Source organism: Pseudodesulfovibrio alkaliphilus, assembly GCF_009729555.1.
In the GTDB taxonomy this organism is placed as follows: domain Bacteria; phylum Desulfobacterota; class Desulfovibrionia; order Desulfovibrionales; family Desulfovibrionaceae; genus Pseudodesulfovibrio; species Pseudodesulfovibrio alkaliphilus.
Window position 1 is genome coordinate 85,208 of the sequence record NZ_WODC01000010.1, and the last position, 13,210, is coordinate 98,417.

Consider the following 13,210-nt stretch of genomic DNA (forward strand, 5'->3'; position numbering starts at 1 on the left):
TATTGAAAAACCGGGAGCTAGCCGAAATCATCCGCCGATGGAGGCCATACGGGTCTTGCAGACGCCATTGCCGACCATCCGCTCAAGGAGCTTGTAGCCCATTGGCTTGTGCCTGCTGGCGCGGGCAATGATCCTCTCCACGGCGGGGATGCCCAGACGCGGATGGCGCAATACCGGACGCAGACGATACACCTTGTCGGAAAACAGGCAGGTGCGCAGGTTTCCATCCGAGGTCAGGCGCAGGCGGTTGCATGTGCCGCAAAAATGATCGGTGTAGGGCGAGATGAGACCGATGCGGCCAAGCCCGCCTTTGATGTCAAAGGTGCGGGCCGGACCGCTCGCGTCCTGCTGCGAGGGCACCAGCTCGGCCAGGGCCGACGCCTGTGCCAGGATATCCCCGGCCGACCAGACGCTGGCGTCGCTCCATCCGGTCTCCAGTCCCACCGGCATGAACTCGATGAACCGCATGTCGATGGGCCGGGTGCGCGCAAACTCCACAAAGGCGGGCAACTCGTCGTCGTTGACCCCCTTCATGGCCACTGCATTGACCTTGACGACCATGCCCGCCTCCAGGCAGCGGTCGATGTTGGCCCGCACGGTGTGAAAAAGATCGACCCCGGTGATGCGCTGGAACCTGACCGGGTCCAGGGTATCGAGAGAGATATTGATGCGCCGGACACCCGAGGCCGCCAGCCTGTCCACATGGTCGCCGATCAGGGTGGCGTTGCTGGTCACGCACATGTCCACCCCGGGGAATCGCCCGGCCGCGGCAATCATGAATTCGGCGAAATCCTTGCGCACAAAGGGCTCGCCGCCAGTGAAGCGGAACTTGACCATCCCCAGCCGGACGGCCATGTCCATCAGCTCAAGAATCTCCTCGTAACGCAGGATGTTGGGATGAGGGATAAACTCCCTTCCCTCTCCTGCGCAATATGTACAGTGCAGGTTGCAGCGATCGGTGACGCTGACGCGCATGTAGCTGGCCTTGCGGCCATGCCCGTCCTCAAGCAGATTACGCATCAGCCCTCTCATCCACGAATACCTCGCGCTTGGTCACGGCCTCTGCCTTGACCCTGTCAAGAAATTCAGCCAGCGCGGGCTTGACGTTTTCGCGAATATCACCAGCCACGATGAGGAAGAGTACATCGTCGCCCGGGTGCATGAGTCCGCCTTTGGCGTGGGCCACGGCCCTGAAGATGCCCTCGCGGGCTTCGATCTCGCGCCGGATGGCCTCGATCCGCTCAAGGTCCGGGGTCACTTCAATGGCCGAGACCCCGGTGCGGTCCTTGCGGGACCAGGCGCGCACCACGCCGTTGTGCACGAGAATCATGCCCACATTGTCCGCGAAACCGGGTTCGCGCTTGAGTTCGGCTATGGCCTTGCTGATGTCCATGACCCCTCCTGGCTCGATAGTGTTGACGCCTTCATGCGTTTGCCTGGCAAAAATACTCCTAACCAGCTCAGGGGGCAACCCTCGCTCATTTGCCCCCGCTCCGGCACATTGGCGAACAACCGCCCAACCAAAAATTATAATACCAGCCTTGCCGACATGGAGTATGATCCAATTCAGGAACCAAAGGCAAAATGCCACGGTGCACCAGCCACCCAGGTGCCGTCCGCCACGCCGCGCCGAAACAGCACGCAACCTCTCCGACGCCGCTGCGAGCCCTCCACACCACCAGCGGCACGGAGCATTCGGCAACCCCAAAGGCCACGGCGGACATCCTGTCAGGGGCCAGGGTCAGCTTCCGGCACACCGCCGGAACCGCCTGGCCCCTTCTTGCGATCGGCAACGCCCACTACACGCCTTTCAGAACCCGAAGCACCTCATCGATGAGCGCTCTCGGCGTGGACGCACCGGCCGTCACCCCGACGCGGCCGTACCCGCGCAAGGAATCGACGTCGAGATCTGCTGCGGTTTCCACATGGACACTCGGCGTGCCGCGCTCGGCGGCCACCTGGGCCAGCCGCCGCGTGTTGCCGCTGTTGAGTCCGCCCACCACCACCATGAAATCCACCGTTTCCGCAAGCTGACTGGTCTCGGCCTGACGCAGCCTGGTGGCGTCGCAGATGGTGTGAAGCACGACGACATCAATTGCCGGGTCGGCCTTGAGACCTTCCGCCATAGCCTCAAAGGCCCCCCTATCCTGAGTGGTCTGCGCCGCAAGCACATAGGAAATGCCGGATTTGAGAACCAGCCGGGCGAAATCTTCGGCGGAGCCAAAAACGTGATGCCCGTTGCCCGCATAGCTGACGAGCCCCCGGACCTCGGGATGATCGGCCTCACCATACAGCAGAAGCACCTCCCCCTTGGCCGTATGCCGGGCGATGAGCAACTGGGCTTTCTTCACCCGGGGACAGGTGGCGTCCTTGATTATCACGTCGCGGTCCCGAAGCTCCCGCTCCGTCTCGCGGGGGATGCCGTGGGCGCGGATCACCGCGTAAGCGCCGTCCGGCACCTCGGCGGGAGACCCGGCGATTCGCACACCCTGCTCGGCGTAACGGGCGAGCACCTGGGGGTTGTGAATGATGGGGCCAAGAATGTGGATGGACCTTCCCCCGGCTGAGGCCACGAGCTTGTCGAGCCTCCTCAGGGCCAGATCCACCCCCATGCAGAATCCCGCAGTCCGGGCCAGAATGACTTCCACGCGCAGCATCTCCTTCGCTCCCGTCCGGCAGAACCGGGCGGAAAAAAAGCTTGACTTTTACCTCGAAAATGAGGGTAGTGATTCAAACGGACGTTTGAATCCTGTACCCTGGAACCGCCGACCACATCATCATGAACGCAAAACCCGACGTCAACACAAAAGACGCCCTGCTGGCCGCAGCCATTGAGGTTTTTGCGGACAAAGGCTTTGACGCGGCAACCGTGCGCGACATTTGCGGGCGCGCCCGGGCCAACGTCGCAGCGGTCAACTACCACTTCGGCGGCAAGGACGCCCTATATGTGGCCGTGCTCCGTGAGGTCTTCCCCAAAGACGAGTACGACTTCGTGACCAATCGGGACGATGATGCGCCCGAGCGGCTGCGCACCTTTCTCGGCGCTCTGGCCCGGGAGATTTACGAACGGGGCAACGGCATGGTTGCCCAGCGCTGGGCCATATTCCTGCGAGAAATGGCCAAGCCCAGCGCCAACCTGGATTTCATTGTTCAACGCCAGGTTCAGCCCCGGGCCGACGAACTGCGCGACATCGTTGCAGCCATTCTCGGGCCGGACATTACCGAGCGGGCCATGGCCTTCTCCTGTTCCAACATATGGGCTCTGATGCTAGACCACCTGCTTACCCAGCCCATCCTCGACCGGCTCACTCCGCAGCGGCCAATGGTCCAGGCGAGCATGGACGACTTCATCGGCCATGTGGTCAAATTTTCCCTTGGCGGACTGCACGCCGTCAGGGAGAGCAAGCAAGGTCGGAAACCGGGGTCACCCTCCCCTTGACCCCATCCCGGTTTCCTGCGACCTTCCCCCATCGGCGGGGAGGATCATCCTCCGATGATCCTCCCCGTCTGTCGTTCGCCCGGAGAAATCGCGACATGCACCCGTTTCGACTCGTCTTATCCCTGGCCCTGTGTGTTCTTGCGACTATCGGCCAGGCGGCCGACACCTCTGGCCGGGCTGCGGTCCTGGAGTGCCGGGTGGTGGCCGAATACCCCCACGATCCGCAGACCTCCACTCAGGGACTGCTCTTCAGCCAGGGGCTGCTGCTGGAATCTTCCGGCGGTTTCGGCCAATCCTACCTGACCATATCCGAGCCCGAGACAGGCCAAAGGCTGCTCACCCGCCGCATCGAAGGCCGCTACTTCGCCGAAGGCGTCGCCCTGCACGAAAACAAACTCTACATGCTCACCTGGCTCTCGGGCACGGGCTTCATCTTTGATCCGCAGACCCTGGAGACGCTGGCCAGTTTCGCCTACCGGGCCGATGGAGAATCCACCGAAGGATGGGGCCTCGCCCACGACGGCAAACGCTTCATCCTCAGCGCGGGCACAAACATTCTGCGCTTCCATCGATCCAGGGATTTTGCCAGAACAGGCACCCTGGCCGTGCGCGATGGCGACGAACCCGTGCGGCTGCTCAATGAACTGGAATACGTGGGCGGAATGATTCTGGCCAATGTCTGGAAATCCGACAGAATAGCGGTCATCGACCCTGATACCGGGCAGGTTGTCGCCTGGATCGACCTGACACCGCTGCGAGAGCGCATCGCCCCGGAGTCCGGGGTGGCCAACGGCATTGCCTACGATCCCGAGACAGGCAGGCTTTTCGTCACAGGCAAGCATTGGGACAAGCTCTTCGTCATTGAAGTGGACACCGCCCTGTGGCGTATGCCCGTCATCCGCGAGACCATGTCCGGCACTCCGCTTCCCTGACCCTCCTCCCCAAAAGCCTACCCGACGCTCCCCGCCCGTTCCTTGGCGTAGCCCCACCAGATCAGACCGCCGCCAAGGGCGATCATGGGCAGGCAGAGAATCTGCCCCATGGACATCCATTGCAACGCCACGAAACCGAGATGGGCATCCGGCTCGCGGGCGAACTCGACCACAAAGCGAAAAACGCCGTAGCCGAGCAGGAACAGGCCGCTCACGCACCCTGCCGGACGCGGCCGGGCAGAATACCACCAGAGGATCGCGAACAGGAGCGCCCCCTCAAGCCCGGCCTCGTAAAGCTGCGATGGATGGCGCGGCTCGCTGCCGGCCCCCGGAAAAGGCATGCCCCAGGGCAGGTCCGTGGGCCGTCCCCACAATTCGGCATTGATGAAGTTGCCGATGCGGCCGAAGAAAAGTCCGGGCGGCACCAGCGGAGTGATGAAGTCGCCCACCTCGCGGGCGCCGAGCCCCTTGGCCCGGGCAAAGAGCCAGCACACCGCCACCACGCCCAGCGCCCCGCCGTGAAACGACATGCCCCCCTCCCACACCGCAAAGATCTTGAGCGGGTGGGCGAGGTAGTATTCGGCATTGTAGAAAAACACATACCCCAGGCGTCCGCCTGCCACCACGCCGAGAATGGACCAGGTGACGAAATCGTCCACCATGGCCGGAGTGAACCGATTGCCCGGGCTGGCAGCCCGCCGCCGGCCCAGAAGCCAGCCCGACCCGATGCCGAAGACGTACATCATCCCGTACCAGCGCAGCGCCAGCGGGCCTATGGAAATCATGACCGGATCAAACTGCGGATAACTGAGCATGAACACCGCTCCAGGCGCACCGCGCCGCCTTTGTTTTCTCGTGGGATTCTGGTATGCTGACGCCTGCGGAACACGGTGTGCCTTTTTGGAACGCACGTCAACCCCGGGACGGGAGGATCATGGATACGCCGCAGGATCTCGACATTCTGGAGATGCCCCTTGAAGGGCTGGCCGCCTACTGGCTCTCCATCAAGAAAATCATGGATACCAGAAAGGGCCGGGCGATCATCGACGAGGAGATAGCCAACACCGCTGAACCCTTCATTCTGCATCTGCTCGAAACGGCCTTCTCCTCCTTGACCACGGACATGGTCCGGCGATTAAGCGCCGTCAAGCAGGAGCTCCTGCTGGAGGACTACGCCCGAAAGATCGACCTCATGCGGCTGGCCGTCTTCGCCATCGCCTCGGGCGAGAATCCGCGCATCACCCTGGTGCGCATGGACTCGAAATTCGATGTGCCGCAGATGCGCGAGGAGAAGGTCTTCGAGATGGCCACGGCCATGTTCGACGCCATCCGGCCCAAGGGAGTGGACCTTTCCATCCTGCTCTCGGTGGACCACAAGCTCAAGGCGGACCGGCTGCTGGTCAAGCTCCTCTTCTATGTCATGTTCGCCCGTCGCGAGGGACGCCAGGGCCTGGAGCGGTTTCTGCCGCACATGGGCTCCCGTTTCTTCTCCGAAGGCGTGTCCCTGGCCATCGACAATTTCGAGGCGGACTTTCTAGCCCATCACCTGGAGGAAATCCGCGACCAGACCATAGCCCACACCGGACGAAAGATGGACATGGCCCTGGAAATGGCCCTGGCGATCCGCGACAAGCTGCCTTATGATGATGTCTTCCGCATCGCGAGAACCTACATGCTTTAGCCCACGAGGTTGTCATGAAAAAAAAGCAGACCATCCTTCTCATCGCTCTTCTCGCCGTCGCACTGCTGGCCCCCCTGCCAGCCATGGCCTGGTCCTCGGTGCGTACCGGGCAGAAGAATTTCGAACGGGCGTGGTTAGCCTACACGTTCCGGCGTTTCGATCAGGCCAGCCAACACTTCGCCCAGGCAGCCGACGCCTTTGCCGCAGGCCTGGCCGAAACCCCGCCAAGCCGCACCACCCTGTTTGCCTCCAACCTGACCATGGCGGGCATGTCCCTCTACTATGCGGGCCGCTACGCCGAGGTGGCGACGCCCATGAAACGGGTCATGGACAGGGAGAAGCGCGTCTGGGAAGCCCCGCTTTACGCCGCCCTGGCCGCAGCCCGCCTCGGCGACAAGTCTTCGACCATCGCGTTGCTCGACGCCTATCTCAAGACCAGCCCCGGCCAGCCGATCCTTTCGGCCGAGGTATCCCGCCAGCTCGACGCCCTGGAATCGGGCCAACCACCTCTGACCCAGGTGGCGCAGGCCATCGAGGAGGCCGCCTTTGCCCAGTTCGACGGCAACATCAATCGCCTCAGCGACAGAAGAGAGAGCACCTCCCAGTCCTGCGACGGGAATTACTGGTGGCGCAACAACAGGCAGCCCTGCCTCAAACGCTTCAAATACACCAGCTAGGCACCGGCCCGGCCCCTCCTTGGCGCCGGGCCTTCCCCTCGCAGGCATTTCTTCAACACAAAGCTTGACGAAAGAGATGAAATATTGAACGATCCGCTGTCTTTCACGGGGTGCTGCCCCGCAACACAACACCGACACCTCATGACCAAGGCCCCCGCCATACCCGAGCAATACCTGCGGCCCTTCACCAAGGACGACATAAACGCCCTGCCCCTGCGCCGCTATGAGGGGCCGGTGGCCGTGGTGCGCACCGAGAAGCAGCGCACCCAGGCGCTCAGGGAAATGGAAGGCGAAACCCTGCTCGGCTTTGACACCGAGACGCGCCCGGTCTTCAAGAAAGGCAGGCGGCCCGGCCCGCCAGCCCTTATCCAGCTGGCCACAGCCGCCTGTGTGTATGTCTTCCAGATCAATCTGCTGCCCATGTGCAACGGGCTGTGCGATCTCATGGAGGACAGCCGGGTGACCAAGACCGGCGTGGCCGTGCGCGACGACATTCTGGGCCTGCAAAAAATGGCCGACTTCGAACCCAGAAAATTCATCGATCTCTCGGAAATCACCACAGCCGCCAACATGCAGACCCACGGACTGCGCAACATGGCCGCCAATCTCCTTGGCTTCCGCATCTCCAAGTCCGCCCAATGCTCCAACTGGGCCAAGGACAACCTGACCCCCCAGCAGGTCAACTACGCCGCCACCGACGCCTGGGTCAGCCGCGAGCTCTATCTCGCCCTGGAGCGCCTCGGGCTGCTCTAAAGCCACGTTCCAGCATTACGCACATCGTATGCTTTCAGGGGCTTTCCTTCGTAAGCCTACTTGATCTGGTGCGCTCGCGCTTCATTACAGCACCCGATATACTCAACAATTTGCTTCCCAGGACGGATTTGGACCGCCAGGCACTGCTCCTGGCAATTCGTTCTCTGGCAAATTTCTTGCATAAAACATGTGCTGGCCAAATACGCAGAACTGTATGCCAAACCATTGACATTATGTCTCGAATAAAGAGGTTGTCATGATCCTGCCCCTCGTTGAAGTGCATGCCGTTGACCATTGCAATCAAAATTGCAGATGGTGTCACAACTATGCTCCGTTTGCCCCGAAAAAAGAGTACAACGCTGAGGACTATTTTCCCTGGCTCGATTTGTTGCGTGACAAAGGTGCTCAGTTTGGAGTGATTTCAATAATGGGCGGCGAACCTATGTTGCATAGCGACATCACGTCATTTGCATATAAAATTTACCACAGGTACAAAGTTCCGCTTTTGATAACAACAAACGGGTTCTGGCTTTCAGAAAAATCAATAGATGCACATCAGCTTTTGTGGAAAATGCTTTTTAGAATAAAAATTTCACGCTATCCAGTAATAGAAAGAAAACTTCATGGCTATGACCGCATGAAAGAGTTATCTTCACGAATAAAAAAGCATAATCCAAAAATTCAAATTGAATTTCCAATAAAATCGTCGTTCAACAAACTTGAGTTTTACTCATCCCCCCGTGAAGTGGAAATGTACTGTGGAAACTCTGAGTGTACTGCACTTCTCCCAAATGGGATAATGGGACGCTGTGGCGCAGGAGCTTATACGCACTTGGCTCCAGAAAGCACATTTAGCCAAGGATTCATTGAATCCAAACATATGCTTTATGATCTGAAGCAATTCAACTTAAGAACATTCACTCTTTGGAAAAAGAGATACCCTCTGGATGCTTGTTCGTTTTGCAACTTCGGGTTTCCTGCTGATCGCTCTGACAATTGGAAAGTTGAAAAAAATTATACTCCATTCAATCATGAATACGAAACAGATTATTTCGTCAACACTGCTTCCCATTTTCTTCACAATAACGACATTGATGGCGCATGCGATATTTTGGAAAATGTTGACAAAAAAAACAAACAAAGATCAGATGTGCTCAACATTGAAGGTATCATTGCATTTAAACGCGGCGCTCCTCAAGATGCTTTAAATTTATTCAGAGAAGCTTTGGACAAGAATGAGACGTTTTTGGAAGCAGCTTCTAACTATAACTATGTAGTACATTCGCTTCGACACTCATAAGGCTGCGTCGCATTATTGGTGGACAGCGAAACAAGGCTATTTGGAACGACACCTGCCCGCAACTCTTGGCCTACAACGCCCAAATGACCGGCTAATACGAAACCCCGCCCTACTCGTCCCTGTCCGGCGGCTTTCGCCGACGCTTGCGCTCGGCCGTATGCCGCTTGCGTACGAGGCGTTTGCGCTTGGCGCTATTGGGGACCGAAGTCGGCCTGCGCGGCGTCACAGGCGAGAGCGCCCGGCGGACCAATTCCACGAACCGGGCGGTGGCCTCCTCCTTGTTGGACTTCTGGCTGCGGAAGGACTGCGACGAGACCCGAAGCACCCCGCGCTTGTCGATCCGGCCTCCAAGAGCTCGGAGAACCCGCTCTTTCTGATACGGTGTCAGGCTGTTGCTGGCAGCCAGGTCAAAAATCAGGGTCACGCGGGTGTCCGTGGTATTCACATGCTGGCCGCCCGGCCCGGAACTGCGCGAGGCGGTATAGGTTATTTCATCATCAGAGATTGTCACGGTGTCGTTTATCCACAGCATGCCCGACTGTGCCACGGCCCTCAGCGGGCCGCAACCCCGCCGTCATTTGCGCATTGACACCCGCATCGCTTTCTATACAATCCGCCGCATCGCAAACTCCCCTGCAAAGGACACGACCATGACCAAACCCTGCCCCTGCGGTTCCGGCAAGGAACACATCGAGTGCTGCGGCCCCCTCATTGCCGGCCAGAGCCCGGCCCCAACGGCCGAGGCCCTCATGCGCTCCCGTTACAGCGCCTATGTGCTTAAGGAATTTGACTATCTCAGGGAGACGCTTTCAGAAGAAGCCCTCAAGGACCACGACGAGGCATCGGTCCGCGAATGGGCCGAGTCCGCCAGTTGGCAGGGCCTTGAGATCCACGAAACCTGGGCTGGCGGCGTGGACGACGATCAGGGCGTGGTTGAATTTTCTGCCCGATATGCCATTGACGGCGAGGAACGCACCCACCGCGAGCGCAGCCAGTTCCGGCGCGTGGATGGCCAATGGCGCTATCTGGATGGCACGATGGTCTCTGGCCCGCCCATCCGCAAGGAGCCCAAGATCGGGCGCAATGAACCCTGCCCCTGCGGCTCGGGCAGGAAATACAAGAAGTGCTGCGGACGCTGACCAGATCATGGCGCAACGCACGAAGGCCCGGCCATCCATCACGGACAGCCGGGCCTTCGCGCATCCTCGGACAGGGGCGCTATGGGGAACACAGGAGGCGCAGGGTCTGCTTCATGCCTTCGGCGTCGATGCCAAGCATGGCCCGGAGCTCCTTCTGGGTGCCGTGTTCCACAAATTCGTCGGGAATGCCTATCCGCTTGATCCGCTTGCCCGCAAGCGCCCCCTCGTCAGTCAGCAGCTCGATCACGGCCGAGGCGAATCCACCCGCCAAAGCGTTCTCCTCCACCAACAAGATGGTCTCGAACCGCGCAGCGAGATCAAGCAATTGTTCGCGGGGCAGCGGCTTGACGAAGCGGGCATTGAATACGGCCACCTCAAGGCCTTCGTCCTCAAGCTGCATGGCCGCCTCAACAGCCGGGTACACCCGGGAACCCAGGGTTATTACCACGGCATGGGTTCCGTCGCGCATCAACTCGCCACGGCCCAGGGGGATGGGTTGCGGATCAGGGCTGACCGCCGCCCCAACGCCGGTTCCGCGAGGGTAGCGCATGGCGCATGGCCCATCGTGGGCAAAGGCCGTGACCATCATCCGGGCCATCTCGGCCTCGTCCTTTGGCGCCATGACCACAAGGTTGGGAACATGCCGCAGGTAGCTGAAGTCAAAGGCTCCGTGATGGGTGGCCCCATCCTCGCCCACCAGCCCGCCCCGGTCGAGGAAGAAATTGACGTTGAGGTTTTGCAGACAGACATCGTGCACGATCTGGTCGTAGGCCCGTTGCAGGAAGGTGGAATAGATGGCCACTGCGGGCTTGTAGCCCTGGGTGGCCAATCCTGCCGCAAAGGTCACGGCGTGCTGCTCGCAGATGCCGACATCCACGAACCGCTCCGGATAATTCTTGCGGAAACACTCGGTCCCGGTGCCTTCGGGCATGGCTGCGGTGATGGCCACGATGGTCTTGTCGCGGCCTGCCAGATCGCACAAGGTGGAGCCGAAAACCGAGGTGTACGAGGGCAAGCCAAAGCCCGTAAACTTTCTGGCCAACCCGGTCTCCGGCACGAATTCCCCCACACCGTGAAAATGGGTGGGATCCGACTCGGCCGGTTCGTACCCCTTGCCCTTGGTGGTCAGCACATGGACCAGCACAGGCTTGTCGATCTGGCAGACCTCTTCGAAAACCTTGACCATCTGCGCAGTGTTATGGCCGTCGATGGGGCCGACATAGGTGAAATGGAATGCCTCGAACAAAATACCCGGCGTGAAGAAACTCTTGACCGAGTCCCCATAGCGCTTGGCATACCCGGCCAGATCGTCGCCGATCTTGGGAATGGTGCCGAGCAGGTCTTCCACATCGCTCTTGAGACGCTGCAGAAAGGGGGTGGTCATCTTGCGGCTCAGGAAGCGGGAAAGGGCACCCACGTTCTTGGAGATGGACATCTCGTTGTCATTGAGCACCACCACCATCTTGCGGCCCAGGTCACCCGCCTGATTGAGCCCCTCAAAGGCGAGGCCGGCGGTCAGCGACCCGTCGCCGATGACCGCGATGACTTCGTGGTCCAGCCCCTTGAGGTCGCGGGCCACGGCCATTCCCAAGGCGGCGGAGATGGAGGTGGAGGAATGCCCCACCCCGAAGTGGTCGTAAGGATTCTCCCCCAGCCGGGGAAACCCGCTCAGGCCGCCCCTCTGGCGCAGGGTGTGAAACTGCTCCACCCGGCCGGTCAGCAGCTTGTGGGCATAAGCCTGGTGGCCCACATCCCAGATGAGTCTGTCTTCTTCAAGGTCAAAGGCCCGGAAAAGGGCCAGGGTCAACTCGATCACCCCCAGCGACGGGGCAAGGTGTCCGCCGTGCCCTGCCACCTGGCCTATGATCACGTCGCGCAACTCCTGCGCCAGGATTTCGAGCTCGGCCCAGGACAATGCCTTGACATCGCCGGGCTTCCGAATCCGCGAAAGAATGGTCGTGTTCATGAGCGCATCGGTCATTGGGGGGTCACACTAAGCCAATCAACACACTCTGTCCACAATGTACCGGGCCAGATCGGCGAGCAGCGATTTTTCCTCGCCGTCATAGTCCGCGAGGCGCTCCACGGCCTGGGCCGTGTACTCCGAAGCCAGCTCCCTGCTCCTGCCAAGGCCGATGAGCGCCGGATACGTGGATTTACCCATAGCCGCATCGCTTCCGGCGGGTTTGCCCAGGGTGTTGGTGTCGCCCTCCACATCAAGCACATCGTCCACGATCTGGAAAGCCACGCCGATGGCCCGGCCGTACTCGCGGGCATTTTCCACGTCGCGGTTCGATGCCCCGGCCAGCACGGCTCCGCACTCGCAGGCCGCAGTGATCAGCGCCCCGGTTTTCATGGCGTGCATTTGGCGAAGTTCCTCAAGGGCCACCTCGGTACGCCCGGTAAACGCCATGTCCACGGCCTGACCTCCCACCATGCCGCCGCCCCCGGCCGCCGAAGCCAGAAGGGAAACGGCGCGCAGCACCCGCTCGGGAGGCAAGCCATGGACAAGGGCGGCCTCGGACATCAACGAAAATGCCTCGGTGAGCAGCCCGTCTCCGGCCAGGATGGCCGTGGCCTCGTCGAACTGTTTGTGGTTGGATGGCTTCCCGCGGCGGAGGTCGTCGTCATCCATTGCCGGGAGATCGTCGTGAATAAGGGAGTAGGTGTGAATGCACTCCAGGCTGGCGGCAAAGGGCATGACCCTGGCCGGATCGCTGCCGAGCATGGACGCCCAGGCAAGGGTGAGCACCGGCCGCAACCGCTTGCCGCCCGCCAGCAGCGAATACTCCATGGACGCCAGCAACCTGTCCGGGATGCCGCGCCCGCGCAGGCATGTGGCGAGAAACGCCTCGACCTCCCGGGCCCGCCCGGCAAGCCTCGCTTTAATGGTCATCGCCATCCTCCGTTACCATGGACTCAAGGGCCTCGAACTCACGCACAAGCCCGTCGCTGACGATACGCACTTCCTGCCGGGCCGTTTCCAGCTGTTTGCCGCAGGCCTGGGCCAGAGCCAGCCCCTCCTTGTACAGGGCCACGCCCTGCTCAAGAGGCAGGTCGCCCTGCTCCAGGCGGTCCACCACGTCCTTAAGCCGCGCAAGCCTTTCTTCGAACGATTCCCCGCTCACTGCTCCTCCCGGTGCTGACAATAATCAAAACGCAAGTCATGACCCCCGGCAAAGCCGGGGGCTTGAGTTTGTGAGCCGCTCAAAGCGGCTTTAAGAACCGCCTAAAGGCGGAATTTCAATTGTTCGATTCGCTTGTCTTCCTGCTCTTGTTTGCGGATGTA

Annotated in this window: 15 protein-coding genes; 7 read left to right on the forward strand and 8 right to left on the reverse strand. The window is 60.5% G+C overall.

The window, feature by feature from the left end; all coding sequences use genetic code 11:
* Window positions 1–27 precede the first annotated feature (27 nt).
* The 3 genes from moaA to ispH all read right to left on the reverse strand — a co-directional run bounded on the left by moaA (window position 28) and on the right by ispH (window position 2,648).
* Entirely contained in the window at window positions 28–1,020 is a 993-nt protein-coding gene (gene moaA, locus GKC30_RS13545; RefSeq protein ID WP_155935505.1) for a GTP 3',8-cyclase MoaA, read from the reverse strand.
* Window positions 1,013–1,393, reverse strand: a complete 381-nt coding sequence (locus GKC30_RS13550; protein WP_155935506.1) for a molybdenum cofactor biosynthesis protein MoaE — start codon at window positions 1,391–1,393, stop codon at window positions 1,013–1,015. Before GKC30_RS13550 ends, moaA begins: the two co-directional genes overlap by 8 nt.
* A 406-nt stretch (window positions 1,394–1,799) precedes the next feature.
* Window positions 1,800–2,648, reverse strand: coding sequence for a 4-hydroxy-3-methylbut-2-enyl diphosphate reductase (ispH, locus tag GKC30_RS13555; protein ID WP_367614145.1), 849 nt, complete (start codon window positions 2,646–2,648; stop codon window positions 1,800–1,802).
* Between the two features lie 131 nt (window positions 2,649–2,779).
* On the opposite strand from ispH, the gene GKC30_RS13560 reads away from it, so the two are divergent.
* Complete coding sequence (locus tag GKC30_RS13560; RefSeq protein WP_155935509.1) at window positions 2,780–3,439, forward strand: TetR/AcrR family transcriptional regulator; 660 nt, start codon at window positions 2,780–2,782, stop codon at window positions 3,437–3,439.
* Between the two features lie 95 nt (window positions 3,440–3,534).
* Window positions 3,535–4,371: a glutaminyl-peptide cyclotransferase gene (locus GKC30_RS13565; protein WP_155935510.1), complete on the forward strand. Its 837-nt coding sequence runs from the start codon at window positions 3,535–3,537 to the stop codon at window positions 4,369–4,371.
* A 17-nt stretch (window positions 4,372–4,388) separates the two neighbouring features.
* Here GKC30_RS13565 and lgt read toward each other — a convergent pair whose 3' ends face one another.
* Window positions 4,389–5,186 carry a prolipoprotein diacylglyceryl transferase gene (gene lgt / locus GKC30_RS13570; RefSeq protein WP_155935511.1) on the reverse strand — a complete coding sequence of 266 codons (798 nt, stop codon included), beginning with the start codon at window positions 5,184–5,186 and terminating at the stop codon, window positions 4,389–4,391.
* Between the two features lie 119 nt (window positions 5,187–5,305).
* Here lgt and GKC30_RS13575 point away from each other — a divergent pair, with 119 nt between their 5' ends.
* The 4 genes from GKC30_RS13575 (at window position 5,306) to GKC30_RS13590 (ending at window position 8,782) form a co-directional block, all read left to right on the forward strand.
* Window positions 5,306–6,052 (forward strand): hypothetical protein, encoded by a 747-nt coding sequence (locus GKC30_RS13575; RefSeq protein ID WP_155935512.1) that lies wholly within the window; start codon window positions 5,306–5,308, stop codon window positions 6,050–6,052.
* A gap of 14 nt (window positions 6,053–6,066) precedes the next feature.
* Window positions 6,067–6,729, forward strand: coding sequence for a hypothetical protein (locus GKC30_RS13580; RefSeq protein ID WP_155935513.1), 663 nt, complete (start codon window positions 6,067–6,069; stop codon window positions 6,727–6,729).
* A gap of 141 nt (window positions 6,730–6,870) precedes the next feature.
* The gene (locus tag GKC30_RS13585; protein WP_155935514.1) at window positions 6,871–7,482 is read left to right on the forward strand and encodes a 3'-5' exonuclease; all 612 of its coding nucleotides are present in this window, start codon (window positions 6,871–6,873) and stop codon (window positions 7,480–7,482) included.
* Between the two features lie 256 nt (window positions 7,483–7,738).
* A complete protein-coding gene (locus GKC30_RS13590) occupies window positions 7,739–8,782 on the forward strand; it encodes a radical SAM protein (RefSeq protein WP_155935516.1) in 1,044 nt (347 codons plus the stop codon).
* Between the two features lie 109 nt (window positions 8,783–8,891).
* Here the strand turns inward: GKC30_RS13590 and arfB are convergent, their stop codons facing one another.
* Window positions 8,892–9,314, reverse strand: coding sequence for an alternative ribosome rescue aminoacyl-tRNA hydrolase ArfB (gene arfB, locus GKC30_RS13595; RefSeq protein ID WP_155935517.1), 423 nt, complete (start codon window positions 9,312–9,314; stop codon window positions 8,892–8,894).
* Window positions 9,315–9,432: 118 nt separating this feature from the next.
* On the opposite strand from arfB, the gene GKC30_RS13600 reads away from it, so the two are divergent.
* Window positions 9,433–9,921: a YchJ family protein gene (locus GKC30_RS13600; RefSeq protein ID WP_155935518.1), complete on the forward strand. Its 489-nt coding sequence runs from the start codon at window positions 9,433–9,435 to the stop codon at window positions 9,919–9,921.
* 79 nt (window positions 9,922–10,000) lie between these two features.
* Here the strand turns inward: GKC30_RS13600 and dxs are convergent, their stop codons facing one another.
* The 3 genes from dxs to xseB are packed head-to-tail and all read right to left on the reverse strand — an operon-like array spanning window position 10,001 to window position 13,049.
* Window positions 10,001–11,902: a 1-deoxy-D-xylulose-5-phosphate synthase gene (gene dxs, locus GKC30_RS13605; RefSeq protein WP_155935519.1), complete on the reverse strand. Its 1,902-nt coding sequence runs from the start codon at window positions 11,900–11,902 to the stop codon at window positions 10,001–10,003.
* Window positions 11,903–11,923: 21 nt separating this feature from the next.
* Window positions 11,924–12,817, reverse strand: a complete 894-nt coding sequence (locus GKC30_RS13610; protein ID WP_155935520.1) for a polyprenyl synthetase family protein — start codon at window positions 12,815–12,817, stop codon at window positions 11,924–11,926.
* The gene (gene xseB, locus GKC30_RS13615; RefSeq protein ID WP_367614146.1) at window positions 12,807–13,049 is read right to left on the reverse strand and encodes an exodeoxyribonuclease VII small subunit; all 243 of its coding nucleotides are present in this window, start codon (window positions 13,047–13,049) and stop codon (window positions 12,807–12,809) included. Before xseB ends, GKC30_RS13610 begins: the two co-directional genes overlap by 11 nt.
* Window positions 13,050–13,210: the final 161 nt, after the last annotated feature.

What these genes read in the sequence shown, in the direction of transcription:
- moaA (WP_155935505.1), bottom strand. Translation starts at nt 1,020, where the DNA reads ATGCGTAATCTGCTTGAGGACGGGCATGGCCGCAAGGCCAGCTACATG.
- GKC30_RS13550 (WP_155935506.1), bottom strand. Translation starts at nt 1,393, where the DNA reads ATGGACATCAGCAAGGCCATAGCCGAACTCAAGCGCGAACCCGGTTTC.
- GKC30_RS13560 (WP_155935509.1), top strand. Translation starts at nt 2,780, where the DNA reads ATGAACGCAAAACCCGACGTCAACACAAAAGACGCCCTGCTGGCCGCA.
- GKC30_RS13565 (WP_155935510.1), top strand. Translation starts at nt 3,535, where the DNA reads ATGCACCCGTTTCGACTCGTCTTATCCCTGGCCCTGTGTGTTCTTGCG.
- lgt (WP_155935511.1), bottom strand. Translation starts at nt 5,186, where the DNA reads ATGCTCAGTTATCCGCAGTTTGATCCGGTCATGATTTCCATAGGCCCG.
- GKC30_RS13575 (WP_155935512.1), top strand. Translation starts at nt 5,306, where the DNA reads ATGGATACGCCGCAGGATCTCGACATTCTGGAGATGCCCCTTGAAGGG.
- GKC30_RS13580 (WP_155935513.1), top strand. Translation starts at nt 6,067, where the DNA reads ATGAAAAAAAAGCAGACCATCCTTCTCATCGCTCTTCTCGCCGTCGCA.
- GKC30_RS13585 (WP_155935514.1), top strand. Translation starts at nt 6,871, where the DNA reads ATGACCAAGGCCCCCGCCATACCCGAGCAATACCTGCGGCCCTTCACC.
- GKC30_RS13590 (WP_155935516.1), top strand. Translation starts at nt 7,739, where the DNA reads ATGATCCTGCCCCTCGTTGAAGTGCATGCCGTTGACCATTGCAATCAA.
- arfB (WP_155935517.1), bottom strand. Translation starts at nt 9,314, where the DNA reads ATGCTGTGGATAAACGACACCGTGACAATCTCTGATGATGAAATAACC.
- GKC30_RS13600 (WP_155935518.1), top strand. Translation starts at nt 9,433, where the DNA reads ATGACCAAACCCTGCCCCTGCGGTTCCGGCAAGGAACACATCGAGTGC.
- dxs (WP_155935519.1), bottom strand. Translation starts at nt 11,902, where the DNA reads ATGACCGATGCGCTCATGAACACGACCATTCTTTCGCGGATTCGGAAG.
- GKC30_RS13610 (WP_155935520.1), bottom strand. Translation starts at nt 12,817, where the DNA reads ATGACCATTAAAGCGAGGCTTGCCGGGCGGGCCCGGGAGGTCGAGGCG.